The following is a 25,011-nucleotide window of genomic DNA, read 5'->3' on the forward strand; positions in this document are numbered from 1 at the left end:
CCCATGCCCGCTGCGGTTCGCGCGCGGCTCCGGGCGGCGGTGGCCGCGTCGCTGCTCGCGTCGGCGATCGCGGTGCCCGTGGCATCCGCGGACGCGAACGCCGCCGGGAGTGAAGCGGCCGCCGCCGTCGCACCGCCTTCCGTCGCCGTGCCCGCAGCTGCGCCCGCCGCGGCCGCCGACCCGCGCGAACCTGCGATCGGGCCCGGCCTCGAGTGGGTCGCCCATCGCGACAACCCGTTCCGCCAGGGCGACGACCCGGACTTCATCAACTCCGATCTGGCGTTCACTGGCGATCACGTGATCCAGGGCAACTTCGCGGGCTTCTCGGTCTGGGACATCGCCGATCCCGCGAACCCCGAGCTGCGCGCGACGGTGCCGTGCGCCGGCGGACAGGGCGACGTCAGCGCGGTCGGCGATGTCGTCATCGTGTCGATCGACGAGACGATGTCGAGCGAGGCGTGCGACGCGGTGCGCGTGCCCGAGACAGCCGAGAACTGGGAGGGCCTGCGCATCTTCGACCTCAGCGATCCGGCCGCGCCGCGCTACGCGGCCTCGGTTCGCACGCGCTGCGGTTCGCACACGCACACCGTCGTGCCCGATCCCGCCGACCCGGCCCGCGTGCTGGTCTACGTGAGCGCGTACAGCCGCGGCGCGTCGCTGCACTGCACGGGGCGGAATCCGCTGCAGATCGTCTCCGTGCCGCTCGATGCGCCCGACGAGGCGGCCGTGGTGGGCGAGCTCGACCTCTTCGCGGGCCTCGACGCGTTCGGTCCGGAGGACCGCGTCGCGGGCGGCGCCGAGACGAGATCGACGACCGGATGCCACGACCTCACGGCCTATCCCGCCAAGGGCCTCGCGCTCGCGGCCTGCCGCGGCGAGGGTCTGCTGCTGTCCATCGCGGATCCGATGCATCCGGTGGTGCTGCAGCAGGTGCGCGACGCGAACGTCGCGTTCTGGCACTCCGGCATCTTCGACAACGACGCGACCGCCGTCGTCTTCCAGGACGAGCTCGGCGACGGCTTCATCAACACCTGCTCGCCGGCGTTCGGCGCCGAGCGCGGCGCCGACGCCCGCTGGACGCTCACGGGCGGACGGCTCGAACCGGGCGCGTACTTCAAGATCCCGCGGGCGCAGTCGGATCTCGAGAAGTGCGTCGCGCACTCGGGTGGGCTCATCCCCGTGCCCGGCCGGTTCATCGTGGCGCAGGCCTGGCTCGAAGGCGGCGTCTCGGTCATCGACTTCACCGACCCGGCGGCGCCGGTCGAGCTCACGTACTTCGACCGGCCGACGTACGGCTACTCGATGGACTACACCGCCGGCATCTGGTCGGTCTACCACTACGACGGGTATCTCTACGCGAGCGACATGTACGACGGGCTCGAGGTGCTGCGGCTGACGGATCCGCTCTTCGCCGACGCCGCGCGCTACGACCCGGGAGAGTTGAATCCGCAGTCCCAACCGCAGTACGCGTGGGCCTGGCGCGAGGCGCCCGTGCTGCCCGCGGAGGTCGACGCGCGCGCGGCGCTGGCGCCGCTGGACGTCGCTCCGGCGACGATCCCCCGGGTCGAGACGGATGCCTCGGTCGCCGTCTCCGTCTCGCTGCCGCCGGGCTCGCTCGACCCCGGCGAGACGGCCGACGTCTGGTGGATGCCGGCCGCGACCGCGGTCGCGACGGTCGTGGCCTCGCCCGACGGGTCGCTGCCGCCGACCGAGCTCGTACTGCCCGGTCCGCTCGATGCCGGGTCGTACGACCTCGTCGCGCGCGGCGACCGCACGAGCGACCGGCTCGCGCTCGGCGTGCTCACGGTGGCCGAGCCGACGCCGCCGCAGCGTCCGACGCCGCCGCCGACGGCGGGCGATCCGGTCGACGGATGGCTCGTCGCGGGCCTCGTGGCGGGCGCCGTGCTGCTCGGGCTCGCGGTCGCGGTCGTGCTGCTTCGCCGAAGGGCCGTACGGCGCGCCGCTGCGCCGTCGGAGGGGCCGTGAGCCGCCGCGCCGGGCGCACCACCGGCCGCGCCGGGCGCGCCGGGCGCGCCGCCCTCGCTCCCACCGTCGCGATCGCGCTGACGCTCGCGATTCCCGTCGGGACGACCGCGTGCGCGGGCCCGCCATCAGCGGTCGAGGCATCCGCCCCCGACTCGGCGATCGACGCCGCGACGAGCGCCGACGACCTCGCGTGGGTCGCCGGCATGGCCGCCCACCACGACCAGGCCGTCGCGCTGGCCGGTCTCGCCGCGGAGCGCGCCGGCGACCCGCGCGTCGCGGCGGCCGCCGACCGGATCGCGGTGGCCCAGTCCGCGGAGGCCTCGGTCCTTCGCGGCTGGCTCGACCGTCGCGGCGCCGCCGAGGCCGGCCACGGCCACGGGGACGGCGGCGATCCGGCGGTCGCGGAAGCGCCCGAGGGCATGCCCGGCGAGATCGCCGCGAGTGCGATGCGCCGGGCCGCCGAACTCGAGGGCGCGGCGTTCGACCGCGTGTTCGTCGACCTCATGATCCGACACCACGAGGGCGCCATCGAGATGTCGGAGGCGAGGCTGGAGGCATCCGGCGACCCGGCGGTGGCGCGGTGGGCGCGTACGGTCGCGCAATCGCAGTCGATCGAGATCGACCGCCTGCGCGAACTCGCCGCCGGCGGGGCCGGTTAGCGGCCGAGCAGCTTCTGCAGCGCCGCCAGTTCTTCCTCGCTCGGGCCGGCCTGGCCGCCCTTGGCGGCACCGCCGCCGAGGCCGAAGCCGGCGCCGGTCGGGGCCGCGCCGCCGGGAACCGGCCCGCCCTGCGCGATGGCGGCGTTCTCGGCCGCGCGCTTGGCCGGGTTGCCCGAGCGCGAACCGCCCGACTTCTTCTTGCCCTTGGCCTTGCGCGCGGACGCCCCGCCGCCGCCGAAGCCGGCACCGGGGATCGGTCCCATGCCCGGGATCTGCGGCATGCCGCCGCGGGCGACGGTCTTCATCATCTTCGCGGCCTGCTCGAAGCGCTGCACGAGCGAGTTGACGTCGGTGACGGTCATGCCCGAGCCGCGAGCGATGCGCAGGCGCCGCGAACCGTTGAGGAGCTTGGGATTCTGTCGCTCGGCGGGCGTCATCGACTGGATGATCGCCTCGGTGCGCACGATCTCGCGCTCGTCGAAGTTCTCGAGCTGCTGCTTCATGCCGCCCGCGCCCGGGAGCATGCCGAGCATCTTCTTGATGGACCCGGCCCCGCGCAGTTGCTGCATCTGCTGCAGGAAGTCCTCGAGGGTGAACTGCTCCTTCGCGAGCTTCTCGGCGACCTTCAGCGCCTCCTCTTCGTCGAAGGCCTGCTGGGCCTGCTCGATGAGGGTGAGGATGTCGCCGAGGTCGAGGATGCGGCTCGCCATGCGGTCGGGGTGGAACGGCTCGAAGTCGTCGAGCCCCTCGCCGGTCGACGCGAAGATGATGGGGCGCCCGGTGACGGATGCCACGCTCAGCGCCGCACCGCCCTTCGAGTCGCCGTCGAGCTTGGAGAGCACGACGCCCGTGAAGTCGACGCCCTCCTGGAAGGCCTTCGCGGTCGCGACCGCGTCCTGGCCGATCATGGCGTCGATGACGAAGAGCACCTCGTCGGGGTCCGTCGCCTTGCGGATGTTCGCGGCCTGCTTCATGAGCTCGGCGTCGACGCCGAGGCGACCGGCGGTGTCGATGATGACGACGTCGTGCAGGGCGCGGCGAGCCTGCTCGACGCCGGCCTTGGCCACCTTCACGGGGTCGCCGACGCCGTTGCCGGGCTCGGGTGCGAAGACCGGCACGCCGGCCTGCGAGCCGACCACCTGCAGCTGGTTGACCGCGTTGGGGCGCTGGAGGTCGCTCGCGACGAGCAGGGGCGTGTGGCCCTCTTTCACGAGGTGCTTCGCGAGCTTGCCCGCGAGCGTCGTCTTGCCGGCGCCCTGGAGGCCCGCGAGCATGATCACGGTCGGCGGGTTCTTCGCGAACTGCAGTCGGCGCTGCTGGCCGCCGAGGATGCCGACGAGCTCTTCATTGACGATCTGCACGACCTGCTGCGCCGGGTTCAGCGCCTTGTTGACCTCGTCGCCGAGGGCGCGTTCGCGCACCGTCGCGGTGAAGGCCTTGACGACGTCGAGTGCGACGTCGGCGTCGAGCAGGGCGCGCCGGATCTCGCGGACCGTGCCGTCGACGTCGGCCGCGGAGAGCTTGCCCTTGGTGCGGAGCTGCTTGAACGTCTCGGAGAGACGGTCGGAGAGGGTGCCGAAGGTAGCCATGGTGCCTTCGATTCTAGGCGAGGCCGGATGCCCCGCCGCGCGCGGCCCCCGGCCGCGCGTCTAGCCCTCGAAGCGGACGTCGACGATCTCGCGCTCGAGGTCGATCGACGCGACGAGGCGCTCGTCGGTGTCCTCGGGGGCGAGGGCGTACTCGAACTCGGCGAACACGTCGCCGGGCTCGTCGGCGTCGGGTCGCAGGTCGACGCGCACGAGGCTCATCGAGCGCAGCGCGTCGATCTGCCGGTCGCCCGACTCGCGGCCGATGGCCGACTCGATCTCGTCGGCCTGCTCGAGGTCGGCGTCGAGCAGCACGTCGAGGAACTTCACGACCGGGGAGGACCCGGAATCGAGCTGCGTCACGAAGGCCGAGCGCAGCTCGTCGTCGATGAGTTCGAGCTCGCCGACCATCGTCGCCGCGATGTCGAGGGCCGCGGTCGAGACGCCGTCGGCGTCGGCGTCGAGCACGACCTCGACGTCTTGGTCGCCGTACTCGATGCGCTCGGACCAGTAGTCGCCGACGAGGCCGAAGTAGTCGTGTTCCATGTGAGTCCTCCCCGCCCGTCAGCCGACGAGCTTCTGTGCGAACACGTGCGGCGTGAAGCCCGTGAGGTCGCCGATGCCCTCGCCCTGTCCGATGAGCTTGATCGGCAGGCCCGTCTTCTCCTGCACCGCGAGCACGAAGCCGCCCTTGGCGCTGCCGTCGAGCTTCGTGAGCACGAGGCCGGTGACCCCGCCGTGCTCGAGGAACGCCTCGGCCTGCGCGAGGCCGTTCTGGCCGGTCGTGGCGTCGAGCACGAGCAGCACCTCGCTGATCGGCGCCTGCTTCTCGACGACGCGCTTGATCTTGCCGAGCTCGTCCATGAGCCCGCCCTTGGTGTGCAGGCGCCCCGCGGTGTCGATGATGACGATCTCGGTGCCGTCGCGCTTGGCGCGTTCGACGGTCTGGAAGGCGACCGAGGCCGGGTCCTGGCCCTCCCGCTCGGGGCGGACGATGCCGACGCCGGCGCGTTCGGCCCAGGTCGCGAGCTGGTCGACCGCGGCCGCGCGGAACGTGTCGGCCGCGCCCACCACGACCGAACGGTCGAACGTGCGCAGGAATCGCGCGAACTTGCCGATCGTCGTGGTCTTGCCGACGCCGTTCACGCCCACGACGAGCACGACCGCCGGGCGCTCGGTCAGCTTCAACGTCGGGTCGTACTTCGCGAGCCGTTCCTCGACGACCTCGCGGAGCATCCGCTGCACGTCTCGCGGGTCGGTCGTCTTGAAGCGCTCGACCTGCGAGCGGATCTGCGCGACGATCTCCTCCGTGACCGCGGGCCCGAAGTCGGCCGTGATCAGCGCCGCCTCGAGGTCGTCCCACGTGTCCTCGTCGATGGTTCTCGCGCCGAAGATGCCCCGAAGGGCGGAACCGAGCGACCAGGATGCGCGTTCTGCCATACGCACCAGCCTACGGGGGCCGACCGGGGCCCGCGCTCCTCGGGCATACTGGCGCACGATGCCCGATCGGCACGCGAGAGGAACCCGACGTTGACCACCAGACTCCCCCGCTCCACGCCATCGGCGACGGGCCTCGACCCGGCCGCGATCGAACGACTGCTCGCCGGCCTCGATCGACTCAGCCACCCGCACGCCGTCATGGTCCTGCACCGGGGCTCGGTCGTGGCCGAGGCGGCATGGGCTCCGTACGAGCTCGAATCACCGCACCTGACCTTCTCGGTGAGCAAGAGCTTCACCGCCACGGCGATCGGGTTCGCGATCGACGAGGGACTGCTCGCGCTCGACGACCGCGTCGTCGACCTCCTGCCCGATGCGGCCCCCGAGCAGCCCTCGGCGAACCTGTCGGCGATGCGGCTGCGGCACCTGCTCACCATGACCACGGGGCATGCCGCCGACTCGATGCCCGCCGTCGACGACGACGGTTCGTGGGCGGGCGCCCTGCTCGCCGTGCCCGTCGAGCACGAACCCGGTTCCCGGTTCGTCTACGACACGGGCGCGACCTACCTGCTCTCGGCCATCCTGCGCCGGGTGACGGGAACCGGGTTGCTGGAATTCCTCGGACCCAGGCTGTTCGAGCCGCTCGGCATCGACGGCGCCCGCTGGGAGCGGGATCCCGAGGGCATCGAGGTGGGCGGATTCGGGTTGAGCGTGTCGATCGAGGCGATGGCGAAGCTCGGCGAGCTGTACCGGCTGCGGGGTCGCTGGGGCGATCGGCGACTGCTGTCGGAGGCGTGGGTCGACGCTGCGACGGCCGCGCAGGTCCCCAACGGCCCGACCGACGGGGGCGACTGGGCCGAGGGATACGGCTTCCAGTTCTGGCGATGCCGCTACGGGGCGTACCGCGCCGACGGGGCGTTCGGGCAGTTCATCGTGGTCTGGCCGGAGCGCGAACTGGTCGTCGCGATCACCGCCGGCATCGCCGACATGCGGGAGGAGCTCGAGGTCGTCTGGGACGCCTTCGGCGCGACCGCGCGGGAACGCTCGGCAGTGGACGACCGCGATGGCGGCGACGGCGGCGACGGCGGCGACGGCGACGGCAGCGGCAGCGGCGACGGCGGGGCTGCGGATGCCACTCGCCTAGGCCCGGGTCGCGTGCTGCCCTGGGACGACGGGCTCGCGGAGTCGCCCCTCGAGGCGGAGGTGCTCGGCGTCGAGTACGCGGTGGATGCGGCCGGCGCGGCCGACGCGGCCGACCCGGCCGACCTCGCCGACCCGGCCTTCGGCCTCGAGTGCGTCGCGATCCGCCGCGACGACGACGGCCGCCTCGTGCTGCGCCTGGATCGCGCGGGCACGAGCACCGAGGTCGTGGCGGGCAACCGCGAGTGGGTGACGGGCGCCCTGCGGATGGGACCGTTCCCGGAACCGGAGCCGATCGCCGCCAGCGCCGCCTGGGTCGGCGACCACGTGCTGCTCGTGCGCATCCACTCGCTCGAGACGCCGTTCGCCTGGTCGATCGAGGTATCGTTCGCGGCCGACGCGAGCTCGGTGCGCCTGGTCGTCGACCAGAACGTCTCGTTCGACGACCCGCGCCGGTTCCGCGGAACCCTGCGGGCCGTCCCTGCGCGCACCCGATAGCGGAAGGCTCCGGGCTCGGCAAGGGGGCGACGAGACGACGGAGATCCGGCATCGTCGGATCCGGACGGAAGGAGTCCCATGACCGTCGTCGGCTTCCATGCCTCGCACGAGCAGATCCCGCCCCAGCAGCTCCTCCGCGACGTCCAGCGCGCCGAGGAGGCGGGCTTCGACGCCGCGATGTGCAGCGACCACCTCGCCCCGTGGGGCGTGCGCCAGGGCGAGTCCGGACACGCCTGGACCTGGCTCGGCGCCGCCCTGCAGGCCACCCGGCTGCCGTTCGGCGTCGTCACCGCGCCCGGCCAGCGGTATCACCCGGCGGTGATCGCCCAGGCGATCGCGACCCTCGAGTCGATGTTCCCCGGCCGGTTCTGGGCGGCGTTCGGCAGCGGCGAGGCCATGAACGAGCACGTGACCGGCGATCCGTGGCCGCCGAAGGAGGAGCGCGACGCCCGGCTGCTCGAGGTCGTCGACGTCACGCGGCGCCTGCTCGCGGGCGAGGAGGTGACGCACGACGGTCGCATCCGGGTCGACCGCGCGCGCGTCTGGAGCCTGCCGGCCGTCCCGCCGACGCTCGTGGCCGCCGCGGTCGGCGAGGAGACGGCCCGCGAGGCGGCGACATGGGCCGACGGCCTGATCACGGTCGACCAGGACCGCGAGGCGCTGCGCCGCGTGTTCGGCGCGTACCGCGAGGCGGGCGGGCGCGGTCCGCTCGCCGTGCAGGTGCACCTCAGCTGGGCGCCGTCCCGCGACGAGGCCCTGGCCATCGCGCACGACCAGTGGCGCAACGGACTCGTGCAGCCACCCGACTCGTGGGAGCTCGCCTTCCCCGAGCAGTTCGATGCGCGCACCGCCGACGCCGCTCCCGAGGACCTGACGCGCGCCGTCCAGGTGTCGGCCAATCCCGCCGAGCACCTCGCGCGCCTGCTCGAACTCGTCGAGGCAGGAGCCGACCGCGTCTTCCTGCACCATGTGGGCACCGAGCAGGCGGCGTTCATCGACGCCTTCGGCGAGCGCGTGGTGCCCGAGCTCCGGGGGGCCGCACGATGAAGATCAGCGCGCGTGGCGACCTCTGGTGGAAGACCGCAGTCGTGTACTGCCTCGACGTCGAGAAGTACCTCGACTGGAACGACGACGGCGTGGGCGACTTCGAGGGCCTCGGCCACCGCCTCGACCACCTCGCCGAGCTCGGCGTCTCCTGCCTCTGGCTGATGCCGTTCCAGCCGTCGCCGCGACGCGACGACGGGTACGACATCACCGACTTCCAGGCGATCGACCCGCGACTGGGCACCTTCGGCGACTTCGTCGAGTTCATGCGCATGGCGCGCGATCGGGGCATGCGCGTGATCATCGACTTCGTGATGAACCACACGTCCGACCGGCATCCGTGGTTCAAGGACGCGAGGCGCAGCCGCGACTCGCGCTTCCGCGACTTCTACGTGTGGCGCGACAAGCCGCCGAAGCAACAGCAGCAACTCGTGTTCCCGGGCGAGGAGCGCAGCGTCTGGGAGCACGACGAACGCACCGACCAGTACTACCTGCACTCGTTCTATCGCCACCAGCCCGACCTGAACATCGCGAACCCCGACGTCCGCGACGAGATCGCCAAGACCATGGGGTTCTGGCTCGAGCTCGGCGTTTCGGGGTTCCGCGTCGACGCCGTCCCGTTCCTGATCGCCCCGCCCGACGGCGTCGACATCGGCGACCCGCACGAGTTCCTGCGCGACCTGCGCCGATTCCTGCAGCGTCGCTCGAGCGAGGCGATCCTGCTCGGCGAGGTGAACCTGCCCTACGACGGGCAGCTCGACTTCTTCGGGCAACCCGATCGGCCCGCCGAGCTCACGATGCAGTTCGACTTCCCGGCGATGCAGCGCATGTACCTCTCGCTCGTGCGCGAGGACGCGACCCCCCTCGCCGAGACGCTCGCATCGCGGCCCGAGATCCGGGTCGAGGCGCAGTTCGCGAACTTCGTGCGCAACCATGACGAGCTGACCCTCGACCAGCTCTCCGACGAGGAGCGCACGGAGGTCTTCGACGCGCTCGCGCCCGAGGAGTGGATGCGCGTCTACGGGCGTGGCATCGTGCGCCGGCTGCCTCCGATGGTCGACGGCGACCCGCGCCGGATCGAGCTCATGTACAGCCTGATGTTCGCTCTGCCCGGCACGCCCGTGCTCTTCTACGGCGAGGAGATCGGCATGGGCGAGAATCCCGAGCTCGGGGGCCGCATGGCCGTGCGCGGCCCGATGCAGTGGTCCGACGAACGCAATGGCGGCTTCTCACGGGTTCCGGCGCGCAAGCTCGTGGCGAAGCCGCCGACCGACGGCTACGCCCCCGAGCACGTGAACGTCGAGGCGCAGCTGCACGACGACGGCTCGCTGCTCTCGCGCATCCGCAGCTTCGCGCACCGCTACCGCAGCTCCCCCGAGATCGGCTGGGGCGCGTTCGAGCTGCTCGAGCACAGCGAGCGCTCGGTGCTCGCCCACCGGATGTCGGCCGACTTCGGCAGCTTCATCGCCGTGCACAACTTCGCGCCGAGGCCCGTGCACCTCGAGCTCTCGCTCGGCGAGGTCGCCGAGGACGCGCGGCTCTCCGACCTGTTCGCCGACACCGCGTTGCCGATCGACGACCGCGGTCGCGTCGAGATCGAGGTCGGGGCGTACGGGTACCGGTGGTTCCGCACGGTCGACTCGGAGGACCGCAGGCTCACCTGATGCGCGGCGGGAGCCGCGACGGCTTCGGCCCAGTCGGCGGCGCCCGACGCGTCGTCCGTCAGGCCGACTGCTCCTCGCGCACCCGCTGGCCGACGACCGCCGACACGCCGTCCTGGCGCATCGAGACGCCGTAGAGGGCGTCGGCGATCTCCATCGTGCGCTTCTGGTGCGTGATGACGATGAGCTGGCTCGACTCGCGAAGGCCCTCGAACGTCGTGAGCAGCCGCCCGAGGTTCGCATCGTCGAGGGCCGCCTCGACCTCGTCCATGATGTAGAACGGGCTCGGCCTCGCGGTGAAGATCGCGAGCAGCAGCGCGACGGCCGCGAGCGAGCGCTCGCCGCCCGAGAGCAGCGAGAGCCGCTCGATCTTCTTGCCGGCGGGCTTGACGCTCACCTCGATGCCCGTGGTCAACAGGTCGTCGGGATCGGTGAGCGAGATGCTGCCCGTGCCGCCCGGGAACAGGATCGGGAACACCTCGCCGAACGCCTCGCGCGTGTCCTCGAACGCCGCCCGGAAGATGCCCTCCATCTTCTGGTCGATCTCCTCGATGATCGTGATGAGGTCGCGGCGGGTGTTGGCGAGGTCGGTGAGCTGCTCGGTGAGGAACCGGTGGCGCTGCTCGAGCGCCGCGAACTCCTCGAGGGCGAGCGGGTTCACCCGCCCGAGCTGCGCGAGCTTGCGTTCGGCCTGCGCGAGGCGTCGCTGCTGCGTCTCGCGATCGAAGGGCCGCGAGGCGGGGCGCTCGGGCGCGTTCGCGAGCGACGGGTCGCCACCGAGCGCTTCCGTCGCGTCGGACGCATCGGATGCCTCGGACGCATCGGACGCATCGGAAGCCTCGGACGCTGCTGCTTCGGCCGTCTCGCCGGCTGCTCCGGCGCTGGGGTCGTCGGGCACGGGCTGGTCGGGTCCGTACTCGGCGATCAGCACGCCTTCGGCCAGGCCGAGTTCGGATTCGGCGCGCTCGAGCAGCCCCGAGAGGTGCAGCTTCTTCTCGTAGATGCGCAGCTCGAGGCCGTGCACGTCCTCGGTGATGGAGTGCAGGCGCTCGCGCACCGCGGCCTCGGCCTTGCGCACGTCGACCAGTTCGCCGTTGCGGCTGGCTCGCTCCGCCTCGGCGCGTCCGAGTGCGACCCGCGCCTCGGCGACCGACCGGTCGACCGACGCGAGCAGCGCCGGCAGCGCGTCGGCGACCCTCGTGGCCGCGGCGAGCTGGGCGCGGCGGATCACGGCCCGGCGGGCGGCATCCGCGGCGGCCTGCTGCTCGGCCTCGAAGCGCCGCTGCATGGATTGGATGCGCTGCTGCTCGGCCCTCACGCGTTCGCGGGCGGTCTCGAGTCGCAGTCGGTGTTCGACCTCGGTCTCGCGGGCGCGTTCGACCGCGGCGAGCGCCTCGTCACGCACCGAGGCGTCGAGCACGGGGCGTTCCACCTCGCGTGCGGCGGCGAGCTCGGCCTTGGCGGCGTCGCCGACCTGTTCGGCCTCGGCGACGCGTTCGTCGGCCTTCGCCAAGGCCTCGCGAAGCCGCTCGGCCTCGGATTCGGCTGCCTCGGCCTGCACGCGGGCGCGGTTCAGCCGCTCGGTGCGCTGGGCGAGCTGCGCGTCGTACTCGCGGAGGGCCGTGAGTGCGAGCTTCGCCTGCTCCTTGTCGTGGGCGTGCGCCTCGCGCTGCTCGGCGAGCTCGAACCGGTCGCGCTCGAGCTGGGCGGCGACCTCGTCGCGCCGGGCGGAGGCGCGGTCGCGTTCGGCGATGAGCTCGATGCGGCTCTGCGTGCGCCCGGTGCCGCCGCGCACGACGTATCGGCCGATGACCGTGCCGTCGCGCGTGATCACCGTGGCGGGCCGCTCGAGCGCCGCGAGCGCGGGGGCGGCGGCGCGAGCAGCGGCGAGGTCGTCGGCGACGAGCACGTCGGCGAGGAGCGCCCGCACGCCGCGCGGCGCCTGCACGACCGCGGTCGCGGCGACGAGCCCCTCGATCTCGAGCGTGGGAGCCGGATCGCGCTCGGGCTCCGCGATGGCGAGCGCGACGCGGCCGAGGTCGTCGCCCTCGGCGCGGGCCAGCGCCGCGAACGCGGCCGTCTCGTCGTCGACGAGCACGGCGTCGGCGAGCGACCCGAGCGCGGCCGCGATCGCGGCCTCGTAGCCGGGCTCCACGTGCAGCTGCTCGGCGAGGAGGCCTCGCACTCCGGCGACGCCCGATGTCGCGACGGCCGCCGACCCGTCGCGCTGGTCGAGGGCCAACGAGAGCGCGCCGATGCTCGCGGCGAGCGCGTCGCGCTCGCGCTCGCGTTCGTGCAAGCCCTCGCGGATGCGCTCGATCTCGCCCTCGGCCTCGAACACGCGGGCCTGGGCGAGTTCGTACGCCTCGTCGAGGTCCGTGTCTGCCGCCTCCGCCTGGTCGGCTTCGGCCTCGATGCGGGCAAGTTCGGCGGCGACCTGCTCGCGACGGGCGGCCGATGCCTCGAGCGCGTTGCGGTGGCGCAGCACCTCACCGCGCACGGCGGCGAGCCGGCCCGCGGCGGCATCGGCCTGGCCGGCCAGCTTCGAGACCCGCAGGTCGTATGCGGACACCGCTGCGGCCTGCGCCGCGACGTGCTCGTCGACGCGGTCGAGCTCGGCGCGCGCGAGCGCGGTCGCGGCGACGGATGCCTCGAGCGCGGCCTGCGCTTCGATGATGGCCTCGTCGAGGGTCGCGAGTTCGGCGGTCGCCTGCTCGATGCCCTGGCGGGTCACGGTCGGCGCGGCCTCGGACTCGCGGGAGTCGGCGCCGAGCAGCGCGATGCGCTGGCGGGCGAGCTGGTCGAGCGCGCGCAGCTTCTCTTGAGCGGCCTCGAGGGCGAACGCCGTGCCGCGCGCGTCGTCGACGCCGTCGCCGAGGTGCGCCTGCTCGAGCCGGGCGACCTTGGCCTGGTGCTGCTCGAGTTCGGCCTGCAGCACGAGCCGCTGGGCGTGCCGCTCCTGCTCGCTGCGGCCGTGCTCGTCGAGGGCGCGTTTGAGGCCCACGACCTCGTCGGCGAGCAGCCTCGCGCGCGCGTCGCGCACGACCGCCTGGATGGTCGCCGCCTCGCGCGCCACCTCGGCCTGCCGGCCGAGCGGCTTCAGCTGGCGCCGGATCTCCCCGGCGAGGTCGCTCAGCCTCGTGAGGTTCGCCTGCATCGCGTCGAGCTTGCGGAGGGTCTTCTCCTTGCGACGGCGGTGCTTGAGGATGCCCGCGGCCTCCTCGATGAACCCGCGGCGCTCCTCGGGCGTGGCCCGGAGCACGGCGTCGAGCTGGCCCTGGCCGACGATGACGTGCATCTCGCGGCCGAGGCCCGAGTCGCTGAGCAGCTCCTGCACGTCGAGGAGCCGGCACTGCTCGCCGTTGATCGCGTACTCGCTCGCACCGTTGCGGAACAGCGTGCGCGAGATGGTGACCTCGCTGTACTCGATCGGCAGCGCGCCGTCGGCATTGTCGATCGTCAGGCTCACCTCGGCCCGTCCGAGCGGCCCACGGGTCGACGTGCCCGCGAAGATGACGTCCTCCATCTTGCCGCCGCGCAGCGACTTGGCCCCCTGTTCGCCCATGACCCAGGCGAGCGCGTCGACGACGTTGGACTTGCCCGACCCGTTCGGGCCGACGATGCAGGTCACGCCCGGCTCGAACGCGAACGTCGTCGGCTGAGCGAAGGACTTGAAGCCCTTCAGCGTCAGGCTCTTCAGGTACATGGTCCCCCGGGGTGCGGCTGGCGGTGCGGATGCCTCGCACGAGCGTACCCGAGTGGATGCCTCGAATCGGGCTCCCCCGCCGCGTGAGCCGGTTCCGGGGGTTCCGCGCGGGCCGAGATCGCACTAGGCTGGCGTGCTCCCCGCGGGAGCGGAAGGAGGACCGACACCCGTGGAGATCCGCCCGATCCGGCTGCCGGTCGCGGGCAGCACCGGCCCCGACGGCGAGCTCGCCGCCTACGCGGAACTCATCGGCTCGATCGACCTCGAGACCCTCGGCACCGCCGACCTCGCGCGCTCGGTGACCGAGTTGCGGGTCGATCTCGCGGGCGCCGACGAGCACCGCGAGCACCTCGCGCTCGGCGCCTTCGAGGATGGCGCGCTCGTCGGCATGGCCGAGCTCGAGTGGGAACGCGACGACGACGCGAGCACCGCGTACCTGCCGTTGCTCGGAGTCGCGGTGTCGCACCGGAGGCGCGGCATCGGCACGCGACTGCTCGAACAGGCCGAACGCGCGGCGACCCAGGCCGGCCGGCCGACGCTCGTGCTCTCGGGCGAGCACCGGTTGGACGCCGACGACGGCTCGGGCGCCCGGCTGCGCGCGCCGCAGGGCGACGCGAGCATCCGTCGCGACGACGCCGCGGCGGCGTTCGCGACCGCGCACGGGTACGCCCTCGGCCAGCTCGACCGGATCAGCCGCCTGCACGTCGCCGGGCGGCGGGCGGAGTTCGCCGCACGCCTCTCCGCGCTCGGCGACGCCTCGCCGTTTCGCGTCGCCACCTGGATCGACGAAGCACCCGAGGACGTCGTCGACTCCCTCGCACACGCCCACGAGCGGATGTCGGTGGATGCCCCGTCGGGCGCGATCTCGTACGAACTCGAGCACTGGGACGCGGAGCGCGTCCGCGCCGACGAGCGACGCTGCGCCGAGATGGGGCGGATCACGCTCACCGCCGCCGCCATCACCGCCGACGGCACGGTCGCCGGCTTCACGGTGCTCTCGTTGCTGCCGGGCTCCGAAGCGGTGGAGCAGTGGGACACGCTCGTGCTCGCCGCGCACCGGGGCCACGGCCTGGGCCTTCGGCTCAAGCTCGCGAACCTCGTGCAACTGGCCGAGGTCGACGAGGCGCGCGGACCGGTCTACACGTGGAACGCCGACGAGAACGCGCACATGCTCGCGATCAACCTCGCGCTCGGCTTCGAGCCGTTCGCCCTCGAGTCGGTGTGGCAACGACCATGATCGGCCGCGCGATCGCGCTCAGGCCGCCGGGCGAGGCATCCTGAGCCGTTGGCAGCGCGGGCACCGGTGCGACGAGCGGTTCATGAACGGCTCGCGCACGATCGGCGTCCCGCACCGTGGGCACGGGCGCCCGGTGCGTCCGTAGGCGCTCAGCGAGTGGGCGAAGTAGCCCGACGCGCCGTTCACGTTGACGTACTGGGCGTCGAAGCTCGTGCCGCCTTCGGCGAGCGCGCGGTGCAGCACCGCGCGCACGGCGGCGAGCAACTCGGCGGCACGCCGGCGGGCGATCGTCGCGCCCGGCTGTTCGGGATGGAGCTTCGCGGCCCAGAGCGCCTCGTCGGCGTAGATGTTGCCGATGCCGCTGACGAGGCCCTGGTCGAGCAGCGCCCGCTTGACGCCGCTCGCACGACGGCCGAGCGCGGCGAGGAACGCGCCATCGTCGAACGCCGGGTCGAGCGGGTCGCGGGCGATGTGCGCGACCTGCGACGGGATCGTCGTGGCCCACGCACCGGTCACGTCGCCCGAGAACCCGGCGATCGCCCCGTCGGCCGTCGGCACCATCGGGTCGACCGCCATCGATCCGAAGATCCGCTGGTCGACGAAGTCGATGCGCAGCTCGCCGTGGAGCGGGTGCTCCACATGCAGCCGGATGCGGGCGTGCCGATCGTCGCCCGGATGGTCGGGCGTGCGCAGCAGCAGCTGGCCGCTCATGCCGAGATGCCCGACGATCGCGCGGGGCCCGGGCGCGGCATCCGCCTCGATCGGCAGCCACAGGAACTTGCCGCGCCGCACGGCCGCTTCGATGCGGGCGCCGGTCACGAGCGATTCGAAGGCACCGGCTGCCGCGTCGTGGCGTTTCAGCGACCGTTCGTCGAGCACGTCGACGGCGGAGATGCGCGCGCCCGTCACGGCCGGTGCGAGGCCCGCGCGAACGACCTCGACCTCGGGCAGTTCGGGCACGTCAGCGGCCGGCGCGCCGGTGGGCGGCGCTGAGCTCGGTCCAGGCCTCGAGCGCCGCGGCCATCTCGGCCTGTTTCTTGCTCGAGCCGTCGCCCGAGGCGACGGCGAGGTCGCCGACCGACACGGTCGCGACGAAATGCTTGTTGTGGTCGGGGCCGGACTCGGTGACCGTGTAGACCGGCGCCGGTGCGCTCAGGCGCGCCGCGATCTCCTGCAGGCTGGTCTTGGGGTCCATGGCCGCGCCGAAGCGCGTGACGTCGGCCATCAGCGGGCCGACCAGGCGCAGCACGAGCGCGGTCGCCTCGTCGCCGCCGCGGTCGAGGTAGACGGCGCCGATGATCGCCTCGACGGTGTCGGCGAGGATCGACGGCTTGTCGGCGCCGCCGGTCAGCGTCTCGCCGCGACCGAGGCGGATGAACCGGCCGAGGCCGATGGCGCGGCCGACCTCCGCGAGCGCGGCGCTCGACACGAGGCTCGCCCGACGCTTGGCCAGCTCGCCCTCGTCGAGGTCGGGGTGGTCGCGGAACAGCTTGACGGTGACCGCCTGGCCGAGGATCGAGTCGCCGAGGAACTCGAGCCGCTCGTTGGTCGGGATGCCGCCGTTCTCGTACGCGAACGACCGGTGCGTGAGCGCGAGGAGCAGCAGCTCGGGGTCGAGCTCGACCTGCAGCGTCTGCTGCAACTCGTCGAGCGTGCGTTCCGCGTCGGCGGCGAACGCGGACCCCGTGCGCTCCGTCTGCGTCACGACCGGTCGTTCGAACGGGTCGGACCGACTAGACGTCGGCGACCTTGCGGCCCTTGTACTCGAGGAAGAGCGGGGTGCCCGCCGAGTCCTCGACGACCTTCGCGCGGTGCGGGAGGCTGTAGGTGACCTTGCCGTTCTCGACGGTCTTCACCAGCGTGGGGACCTCGGCCTTCCACTGCGACCGGCGCGCGTGGGTGTTGGCGCGTGACTTCTTCCGCTTCGGAACAGCCATGACTCTCTCTCAATCTCTCTGCAGGTCGGCATCGGGCTCATCGCCCGTGCCCTCGTCTTCGGAAGCCGTGAACCCCGTGAGCGCGGCCCACCTCGGGTCGGAATGCTCAGGGGTGACGAGTTCCGGATGATCGGCCAGACGGAGCCCGGTCTCTGGGTCGAGACCCGGGCAATCAGGCCGGCACACCGGCTGGAAGGGCAGTGCCAGCACCACCGCATCTCGGATGAGCGGTTCAAGATCCACGTGGTCGTCTTGAACCTCATACTCGAAAGCTTCCCCAGAATGATACGCGAAAAGCTCCTGGAACTCGACTTCGACGGGCAGGGCGATGTCGATCAGGCACCTTCCGCACTCCCCCTCGGCCGTCGTGTCGACCTCTGCGGTCACCAGGACGCCCTCGTGGACCGACTCGAGTCGGAGGTCGACATCGAGCTCGGTGCCGGCCTTGACGGCGACGAGCCCCTCGCCCATCTGGGCGTCGACGGGGACGGTCAGGTGCTGCTCGCGCATCTCGCCGGGGCGGTGCGTGAGATCGCGCACGAGGACTCGGAACGGCTGAACTGGGGTGGCCACGATGGACGATTCTACGCGCCGCGACCGGGGTCGGCGCCCGACGCCCGGCCGTGCGCGCCTACGCCCCGGCCGGTGTCGGGCGCGCGCGGCCCCTGGCCCGCCCGATGAGCGACGCCGGCAGGAACCTCGCGCGCAGGCGCGCGGATGCCCCCGCGTCGGCGCCGAGCGCCGCGCGCACCTCGTGCATCGCCCGCAGTATCTCGTCGGTCGAGAGCCCCGCCTCCCCGCCTGCGGCCGCGCCGGACGGTGCCGGCGGTCCGTAGCGTTCGCGCTCGACGGCGTTGCGAAGCTCGGCGAGGAAGGCTCCTGCGTCGCCGTCGAATGCCGGCCGCTCGGCGATGTGCGCGGCGAACGCCCGCGGCGTCTCGGTCTCGAGGCCGCCGGCGGAGAGGTCGCGCGCGGTCGCGCGCACCTCGTCCCAAGCGGCCTGCGCCCGCCCCGGCCCGTGCCGGACCCGTCGTCGGCGCGACCAGCGCTGTCCGATGCGGATGAGCGCCGGGGCGAGCGCGATCGCGAGCGCCGCGATCACGAGCGCGGCGACTCGGGTCCAGGCCGCGACGGGATCGGGAGCCGAGGCGCCGGGGCCGGCGCTCAACCCGCGCTCGGGGTCGAGGTCGGGTCGCCCGGTCTGGGGTGTCGACGTCGACGGCCCGAACGGCGAGAGCGGCGACTGCGCGGCGTCGGGTCGCGTGTACGAGGGCACCGTGCCGCGGCCGGGCGTCGGCTCGAACGGCACCCATCCGACCCCCGGGAAGAAGAGCTCGGGCCAGGCGTGCAGGTCGTGGCTGTCGACCTCGACCACGGTCACGTTCTCGACGCGCTCGTCGGTCGGCGAACCCGCGGTGTACCCGATCGAGATGCGCGACGGGATGCCGACCTCGCGCGCGAGGACCGCCATCGTGGAGGCGAAGTGCACGCAGTAGCCGGACTTGACCTCGAGGAAGTTCGCGATGACGTCGAACCCGCCCCCGTCGTACCCCTCCTCGACGGGCGCGTCGACCGAGTACGAGAAGTCGCTGCTTCGCAGGTGGTCCTGGATCGCGACAGCCGCGTCGTACGGCGTCTGCGCGCCGCCGGCGATCGCGAGCGCCGTGTCGCGGATGATCTGCGGGCGTTCGTCGGGCAACGCGCGGTACTCCTGGAACTGCCCGGACCCGAGCAGGTCGGCATCGCGCAGCTGGTCGGCGGTCGGCGTGGCGACCAGCCGGTTCGCCACGTATCGCTGGCCGGCCGTGCTGGCATCGACGCTGCGCACCGTCAGCGATTCCCGATCCCAGAACCAGGACCCCCGGAGGTCCTCGACCGACGCGGTCGGATACGGCACCGGGAGCCACACGGTGCGGAGGTCGCCGACGGTCACCTCGACCGGATGCTCCGCCGTCTCGACGGCCGGATCGAGCCCGATCGGCCGGGGCATCCGATCGACGGTGTTCTCGCTGTCGACGGCGCGATCCGTGACGCCCCAGACCTCGCCCTCGAACCGGTCGAGGGTGAGCAGCGTGAAGTACGGGCGGTCGCCGTCGCGCGCGGTGTAGGTGAACGCGGGCACGGCATCGGGGCGGCGCAGGTCGCGCCCGAGGTCGATGAACGGGCTCACGCCGCGCGAGAACAGCGTGGTCGACTGGTCGCTGCCGAGGAGCAGGCTCTGCGAGATGCTCGGGGTGCTGGCCGTCAGCACGGCGGCCGCGACGAGCCCGGCCACTCCCACGCCGAGCGTCGCCCCGATCGTCGAGCCGATCGGCACCCGGCGCGGCGCGTGCACGACCGGGGCGTCCTCGTCGTCGTCGCGGTGCGCGAGGTCGGCACGGCGACGCACCCGCACGTCGAGCCGAAGCAGGAGCAGGAACGCGGCTCCGGCGAACAGGAGCACGATGACCTCGGCGCCGTCCTCGATGAGGAACCCCGGGATGAAGATCGGCACGAGCACCGGGATCGCCGCGAGAGCAGGACGCCGGGCATCCTGCACCAGCGCATCGGCGACGATGACGATGGCGCCGACGCCGACCGCGAGTGCGAACAGCAGGGGCGGCACGCTGATCGCGGGCACCGACTGCTGCTGGATCGTGCGCTCGGCGCCCGCGAACAGCTCGGCGAATCGCGCGAACGTCTCGCCCGTGGGCACGATCAGCGCGAAGCTCGACCGGCCTCCGAAGACGAGCGTGAGCAGCAGGATGAGGGCGCCGACCTGCAGCAACGGCACGAGGGCGGGTGGCGTGCGCAGGGCCCGCAGGCCGAGGCCCACCGACACGAGGCACGCGGCGATGAAGGCGCACAGCCACCACCAGCCCGAGCCCTCGATGAGCGTGCCGAGCGCCGACGTGGTCACCATCACGAGCAGGAACGTCGCACCGGCGAGCATCGCCCGCTGGACGGTGGGCATCGCCCGCTGACCGGTGGCGAGTGTCGGGTCAGCGCGCATGGGCGGCTCCCCTCGCCGTACGGACCCGCGGCGGCTCGTCACCGGCCTTCACCGCGCCCGCGCGCGCCCACGCGTCGGGCAGGTCCGACGCGCGACGCACGGGAACGATGCGCCAGTCGGCCTCCTCGAGGACGTCGATCACCTTCGACGAGACGCTCGAGACGACGAACGCGACGGCCGGCGCGAGCGAGGGTCGGAGGGCGACGAGATGCTGCGCCTCGGCCAGGTCGGGGTCGACGAGCACCGCGTAGCCGGGCATGCGGGCGTCGGTGCCGCCCGAATGCGGCAGCGCGACGTCGCCCGACGCGTGACGGCGCGTGCCGACGGGGCTCTCGAGCCGGGCGAGGTCTTCCAGCAGCGCACGATCGCCGCCGGGCATGCGGTAGCCGTCGGGCGAGGCATCCGACAGGGGCCCCCTCGCCGGGTCGTCGAGGCGGTCGCCGCGCAGGCGGAAGCCCCGTTCGAGCAGGTGGACGCCGACGGATGCCGCGACCTCGACGGCGAGCTCGAACCCGGCATGCCGGGGGTCGTCGCCGATGCGCAGCGCCCCCCGGTCACGCCGGCCCGAGAGCGTCGTGTCGAGGATCAGCCGCGCCTCGGGGTCGCCGCGCTGCTCCTCATCGCGCACCATGAGCTCACCGCGGCGCGCCGTCGCGGGCCAGTGCACGCGGCGCAGCGGGTCGCCGTGACGGTACTCGCGCGCGATGAACTCGTCGGAGTTCGGATGCGTGCGCCGCTGCAGGCCATGCATCACGCCGTCGACGGCCGCCGCCGTGCCGATCACGGGATCGAGCGCGGTGACCGTCGGCGTCACGATGAGCTCGTGCGGGCCGCCGACGTCGCGGGTCACCCGGGCGAGCCCGAACGGATCGGTCGTGGTGACGCGCAGCGGGCCGACGTCGAACGCGCCACGCCGGCTCGTGCGCATGCGGTACTCGAGCCGCGCGGTGTCGTCGCCCTGGGGCAGCAGGTGCTCGCGCGCGCCCAGTGCCGGCAGCACGGCTTCGGCCGGGGTGGTGAGACCCTCGGGCGCGGTGTCGCGCCAGCTCGCGCCGTCGAACGCCCGCTTGCCGAGGTTCTGCACGGTCAGGGTGACGCCCGTGGCGCCGCCCGCGCTCACGACCGGCGGCGCGAACGCGCGCAGCACGTGGAATCGAGGGGTTCCGGACGCCACGTAGAGCATCGCGACCAGGGGCAGCGCGATGCCGATGAATGCCAGCAGCATCACGTCGCGCAGGTCGAACCACAGGGTCACGACCAGCAGCACGAGACCGACGACCACGAGCGCGATGCCGCGCCGGGTCAGCCGCGGCAGGGCGGCGGCTCGGCGGGCGCGCGGGCGCTTCATCGGATCATTCCCTCCGGGCGCTGCCGACCGGCACGGCGGTCTCGGCGACGATCCTCCGGACGATCGCGTCGACGAGCGGACCGCTGTCGCGGTCGTGGGCGCCGAGCGCGCGGCTGGTCGGCACGAGCCGGTGGCCGAGCACCGGCACCGCGAGGGCGTCGACGTCGTCGGGCAGCACGAAGTCGCGGCCGTGCATGGCCGCGTGGGCCTTCGCGGCGCGCACGAGCTGCAGCGTCGCGCGCGGGCTCGCGCCCAGGCGGAGCTGGCGATCGCCGCGCGTGGCCCGCGCGAGTTCGACCGCGTACTCCTTGACCGGCTGCGACGTGAAGACGTGGTGCACGGCGGCGATCATGTCGCGGAGCTCCTGCAGGGTCACGACCGCCTCGAGCGTCTCGAGTGGACTCGAGGTCTCGCGCATCGAGAGCATCGAGAGCTCGTCGGCCGGCCCCGGATAGCCCATCGAGACGCGGGCCATGAACCGGTCCCGCTGGGCCTCGGGCAGCGGATAGGTGCCCTCCATCTCGACCGGGTTCTGGGTCGCGACCACCGTGAAGGGGTGGTCGAGCCGGTAGGTCTCGCCGTCGGCGGTGACCTGCTTCTCCTCCATGCACTCGAGCAGTGCCGACTGCGTCTTCGGGCTCGCCCGGTTGATCTCGTCGCCGATGACAAGGTTCGCGAACACGGGGCCCGGCTTGAACTCGAAGCGACGCGACGCCTGGTCGAAGACCGAGACGCCCGTCACGTCGCTGGGCAGCAGGTCGGGCGTGAACTGGATGCGGCTGACCGTGCAGTCGACCGAGCGCGCGAGCGCCTTGGCGAGCATCGTCTTGCCGACGCCCGGCACGTCTTCGATGAGCAGGTGCCCCTCGGCCAGCAGCACGGTGAGCGCCGACGTGACCGCCTCGCGCTTGCCGCTGATGACCGTCTCGACGTTCTGGACGATGCGGGCGGCGCGGGCGCCGACCTCGTCGATCGACATGACCGGCGAACCGGCATCGGCCGGGGCTGCGGCGACGACCTCGCTCACGGGATCCTCGCTCCGGCGAGGAAGTCGGCGACGGCCGGCGGCACGTAGGGCGTGACGTCGCCGCCGAGTGCGGAGACCTGGCGCACGAGCGAGCTCGACACGTGCGCGTTCGCGGGGTCGGGCAGGAGGAACACCGTCTCGACGCCCGCGAGGTGGCGGTTCACGATCGCCATCGGCGTCTCGTAGGCGACGTCGACCTGCGACCGGATGCCCTTCACGAGCACCGTGGCGCCAACGTCGGTGCAGTAGTCGACGAGCAGGCCCATGCTCCATGAGGCGACGACGACGCGACCCGCGATGCCCGCCTCCTCGATCGACTGTTCGATCAGCGACACGCGCTGCGCGATGGGCAGGAGGGCGTTCTTGTCGGGGTTGTGCACCACGACGACGTGCAGTTCGTCGTAGAGCCCTGCGGCACGCTCGATCACATCGAGGTGGCCCCTGGTCACGGGGTCGAACGAGCCGGGAACGACGGCGATCCGCTGCATGCGTCCCAGCGTAATCCCCCGGACGCCGGCCGGAAGGGGTGCGGGGAACTCTCAGCCCTTGCTCAGGTAGCCGCTCGCCTCGTCGTCGAGCCGGCGACGTACGGCGGCGGCGAGCGCGGGGTGACCGGCCAGCGACGGGTCCTCGTCGACGACGGTCGCGGCGAGCTCGCGGGCGTCGGCGATGAGGTCGCCGTCGCGCGCCACGCGCAGCAGCCGGAGGGAGCTGCGGCCGCCCGACTGGTTCGCGCCGAGCACATCGCCCTCCTGCCGAAGCTCGAGGTCGACGCGCGCGAGCTCGAACCCGTCGAGCGTCGCGGCGACGGCCTCGACCCGTTCGAGCGCGACGGAGCCGGGTTCGGCGTCGGTGACCAGCAGGCACAGCCCGGGCACGCTCCCCCGGCCGACACGGCCGCGCAGCTGGTGCAGCTGGGAGACGCCGAAGCGGTCGGCGTCGACGACGACCATCGCGCTCGCGTTCGGCACGTCGACGCCGACCTCGATGACCGTGGTCGCGACGAGCACGTCGATCCCGCCGGCCGCGAAGGCGCGCATCACGCGGTCCTTCTCGTCGGCCGGCATGCGGCCGTGCAGCTGGGCGACGGTGCGATCGGCGAACCTCGGGTGCGCCGTCAGCTCGGCGAACACCGAGGCGACGGATGCCGCGGCCCGCGCCGGACCGGCATCGGATGCCTCGCCGTCGGGAGGCGGCCCCGGTTGCTCCTCGCCGTCGTCCTCGACGGCCTTCGCGTCGATCGCGGGGCACACGACGAACCCCTGCCGGCCGAGGTCGATCTCCTCCGCGAGGCGGTCCCAGACCCGTGAGCGCCAGCCCGGGCGCAGCGCGAGGGGCACCACGTGCGTCTCGATGCCCGCGCGACCGGCGGGGAGCTGCGTGATCGTGGAGATGTCGAGGTCGCCGAAGACGGTCATCGCGACCGTGCGCGGGATGGGGGTGGCCGTCAGCACCAGCACGTGCGGTTGCGCGCCCTTCAGCCGCAGCGCCTCGCGCTGCTCGACGCCGAAGCGGTGCTGTTCGTCGACGACGACGAGGCCGAGGTCCGCGAAGGAGACCTTCTCGCCGAGGAGGGCGTGCGTGCCGACCACGATGCGGGCCTGCCCGGCGGCGGCCCGCAGGGTCGCCTTGCGCCGTTCGGGTGCGCTGAGCTGGCCGGTGATCAGCGTCGGCACGAGTTCGGCCGACAGCTCGGGACCGAGCATCTTCACGATCGAACGAAGGTGCTGGCCGGCGAGCACCTCGGTCGGTGCGAGCAGGGCCGCCTGGCCGCCCGAGTCGGCGACCGCGAGCATGGCGCGCAGCGCCACGAGGGTCTTGCCCGAACCGACCTCGCCCTGCACGAGCCGGTTCATCGGCCACGGCTCGGCGAGGTCGCGCGCGATCTCGCCGCCCACGACGATCTGGTCGTCGGTGAGCTCGAACGGCAGGGTCGCGTCGAACCGCGCGAGCGCGCCCGTCGGGGTCGGCGTGCGCGGCGTCGCGGGACTCGTGCGCAGCTGCGCCCGCCGCTGCAGGAGGGCGGTCTGCAGCACGAACGCCTCCATGAACCGGAGGGTGCGCCGCCCCTGCTTCCAGTCGGCCTCGCGCTCGGGTCGATGCACCAGCCGGAGGGCGTCTCGGAACGTGGCGAGCTGCCGTTCGCCGCGCACGCCGGCGGGGATCGGGTCCTCGATGGGACCGAGCCCGTCGAGCAGCAGCTCGATCGCGTTCGCGAGCTGCCAGCTCGCGAGCGTCGACGTGGCTGGGTAGATCGCGATCGGCGCCTCGGCCCAGCGTTTCGCGGCGGCGTCGGTGGACGGGCCGGCGTCTTCGAAGAGTTGGTAGTCGGGATGCGCCAGCTGCCGGTTGCCCTTGTAGTCGCCCACCTTGCCGGCGAAGATGCCGCGGCGCCCGGGTCGCAGGTCGTTCTCGCGCCACTTCTGGTTGAAGAAGGTGAGCGTCAGGATGCCGGTTCCGTCGGAGATCTTGGCCTCGAGGATCGAACCGCGACGCTGGCGCATCTCGCGCACGCGCACCTCGAGCACCTCGGCGACGATCGTGACGTTCTCGCCGAGCGGCAACGAGGCGAGCGCGGTGAGCTCGCCGCGCAGCGCGTACCGCCGCGCGTAGTGCGCCAGCAGGTCGCCGACCGTCGTGTAGCCGAACGCCCGCTCGATCGCCTGGGCCGTCCGCCCACCGAGCACGCCCGCCAGTCGCGTGTCGAGGGTGAACGAGCCGGGCCCGCTCGCAGGCTCGTCGGTCATCGCATC

The 25,011-nt window shown here is 72.8% G+C and carries 19 protein-coding genes; 6 read left to right on the forward strand and 13 right to left on the reverse strand.

What is annotated here, in order from left to right:
• Positions 1–3: 3 nt before the first annotated feature.
• On the forward strand, positions 4–1,986 hold the full coding sequence (locus GE115_RS02300; RefSeq protein ID WP_153683148.1) for an LVIVD repeat-containing protein: 1,983 nt from the start codon (positions 4–6) through the stop codon (positions 1,984–1,986).
• Positions 1,983–2,645: a DUF305 domain-containing protein gene (locus tag GE115_RS19055; RefSeq protein ID WP_153683149.1), complete on the forward strand. Its 663-nt coding sequence runs from the start codon at positions 1,983–1,985 to the stop codon at positions 2,643–2,645. Before GE115_RS02300 ends, GE115_RS19055 begins: the two co-directional genes overlap by 4 nt.
• Here the strand turns inward: GE115_RS19055 and ffh are convergent.
• Genes ffh through ftsY form a run of 3 tightly spaced genes read right to left on the reverse strand, consistent with a single transcriptional unit; the run spans position 2,642 to position 5,671 of the window.
• Positions 2,642–4,234 (reverse strand): signal recognition particle protein, encoded by a 1,593-nt coding sequence (gene ffh / locus GE115_RS02310; RefSeq protein ID WP_153683150.1) that lies wholly within the window; start codon positions 4,232–4,234, stop codon positions 2,642–2,644. The genes GE115_RS19055 and ffh overlap by 4 nt on opposite strands.
• A gap of 60 nt (positions 4,235–4,294) precedes the next feature.
• On the reverse strand, positions 4,295–4,777 hold the full coding sequence (locus GE115_RS02315) for a DUF2004 domain-containing protein (protein ID WP_153683151.1): 483 nt from the start codon (positions 4,775–4,777) through the stop codon (positions 4,295–4,297).
• 18 nt (positions 4,778–4,795) lie between these two features.
• On the reverse strand, positions 4,796–5,671 hold the full coding sequence (gene ftsY / locus GE115_RS02320; protein WP_153683152.1) for a signal recognition particle-docking protein FtsY: 876 nt from the start codon (positions 5,669–5,671) through the stop codon (positions 4,796–4,798).
• Between the two features lie 90 nt (positions 5,672–5,761).
• On the opposite strand from ftsY, the gene GE115_RS02325 reads away from it, so the two are divergent.
• The 3 genes from GE115_RS02325 (at position 5,762) to GE115_RS02335 (ending at position 10,014) form a co-directional block, all read left to right on the forward strand.
• On the forward strand, positions 5,762–7,306 hold the full coding sequence (locus GE115_RS02325) for a serine hydrolase domain-containing protein (protein WP_153683153.1): 1,545 nt from the start codon (positions 5,762–5,764) through the stop codon (positions 7,304–7,306).
• A gap of 78 nt (positions 7,307–7,384) precedes the next feature.
• Positions 7,385–8,353, forward strand: coding sequence for a TIGR03885 family FMN-dependent LLM class oxidoreductase (locus tag GE115_RS02330; RefSeq protein ID WP_153683154.1), 969 nt, complete (start codon positions 7,385–7,387; stop codon positions 8,351–8,353).
• On the forward strand, positions 8,350–10,014 hold the full coding sequence (locus GE115_RS02335) for an alpha-amylase family protein (RefSeq protein WP_153683155.1): 1,665 nt from the start codon (positions 8,350–8,352) through the stop codon (positions 10,012–10,014). Before GE115_RS02330 ends, GE115_RS02335 begins: the two co-directional genes overlap by 4 nt.
• Before the next feature lie 58 nt (positions 10,015–10,072).
• Here GE115_RS02335 and smc read toward each other — a convergent pair whose 3' ends face one another.
• Positions 10,073–13,717, reverse strand: a complete 3,645-nt coding sequence (gene smc / locus GE115_RS02340) for a chromosome segregation protein SMC (protein ID WP_153683156.1) — start codon at positions 13,715–13,717, stop codon at positions 10,073–10,075.
• Positions 13,718–13,886: 169 nt separating this feature from the next.
• On the opposite strand from smc, the gene GE115_RS02345 reads away from it, so the two are divergent.
• Positions 13,887–14,954 (forward strand): GNAT family N-acetyltransferase, encoded by a 1,068-nt coding sequence (locus GE115_RS02345; RefSeq protein WP_153683157.1) that lies wholly within the window; start codon positions 13,887–13,889, stop codon positions 14,952–14,954.
• Between the two features lie 18 nt (positions 14,955–14,972).
• On the opposite strand, the gene mutM is transcribed toward GE115_RS02345, so the two are convergent.
• From mutM to GE115_RS02390, 9 genes are read right to left on the reverse strand one after another with little or no spacing between them, the layout of a single operon-like run.
• Positions 14,973–15,914: a bifunctional DNA-formamidopyrimidine glycosylase/DNA-(apurinic or apyrimidinic site) lyase gene (gene mutM, locus GE115_RS02350; protein WP_312854822.1), complete on the reverse strand. Its 942-nt coding sequence runs from the start codon at positions 15,912–15,914 to the stop codon at positions 14,973–14,975.
• A 1-nt stretch (position 15,915) separates the two neighbouring features.
• The gene (rnc, locus tag GE115_RS02355; protein WP_376765684.1) at positions 15,916–16,659 is read right to left on the reverse strand and encodes a ribonuclease III; all 744 of its coding nucleotides are present in this window, start codon (positions 16,657–16,659) and stop codon (positions 15,916–15,918) included.
• Between the two features lie 28 nt (positions 16,660–16,687).
• Positions 16,688–16,891, reverse strand: coding sequence for a 50S ribosomal protein L32 (gene rpmF / locus GE115_RS02360; protein ID WP_022887809.1), 204 nt, complete (start codon positions 16,889–16,891; stop codon positions 16,688–16,690).
• A gap of 9 nt (positions 16,892–16,900) precedes the next feature.
• A complete protein-coding gene (locus GE115_RS02365; protein WP_376765685.1) occupies positions 16,901–17,464 on the reverse strand; it encodes a YceD family protein in 564 nt (187 codons plus the stop codon).
• Positions 17,465–17,522: 58 nt separating this feature from the next.
• On the reverse strand, positions 17,523–19,883 hold the full coding sequence (locus GE115_RS02370; RefSeq protein WP_153683158.1) for a transglutaminase TgpA family protein: 2,361 nt from the start codon (positions 19,881–19,883) through the stop codon (positions 17,523–17,525).
• Entirely contained in the window at positions 19,873–21,231 is a 1,359-nt protein-coding gene (locus GE115_RS02375; RefSeq protein ID WP_153683159.1) for a DUF58 domain-containing protein, read from the reverse strand. The genes GE115_RS02370 and GE115_RS02375 overlap by 11 nt, the downstream gene beginning before the upstream one ends.
• A gap of 4 nt (positions 21,232–21,235) precedes the next feature.
• Positions 21,236–22,210: an AAA family ATPase gene (locus GE115_RS02380; RefSeq protein ID WP_153683359.1), complete on the reverse strand. Its 975-nt coding sequence runs from the start codon at positions 22,208–22,210 to the stop codon at positions 21,236–21,238.
• A gap of 44 nt (positions 22,211–22,254) precedes the next feature.
• A complete protein-coding gene (gene coaD / locus GE115_RS02385; protein ID WP_153683160.1) occupies positions 22,255–22,746 on the reverse strand; it encodes a pantetheine-phosphate adenylyltransferase in 492 nt (163 codons plus the stop codon).
• A gap of 51 nt (positions 22,747–22,797) precedes the next feature.
• Positions 22,798–25,005, reverse strand: a complete 2,208-nt coding sequence (locus tag GE115_RS02390) for an ATP-dependent DNA helicase RecG (RefSeq protein ID WP_153683161.1) — start codon at positions 25,003–25,005, stop codon at positions 22,798–22,800.
• Between the last annotated feature and the right edge of the window lie 6 nt (positions 25,006–25,011).

This window comes from Agromyces agglutinans, from assembly GCF_009647605.1.
In the GTDB taxonomy this organism is placed as follows: Bacteria; Actinomycetota; Actinomycetes; order Actinomycetales; family Microbacteriaceae; genus Agromyces; species Agromyces agglutinans.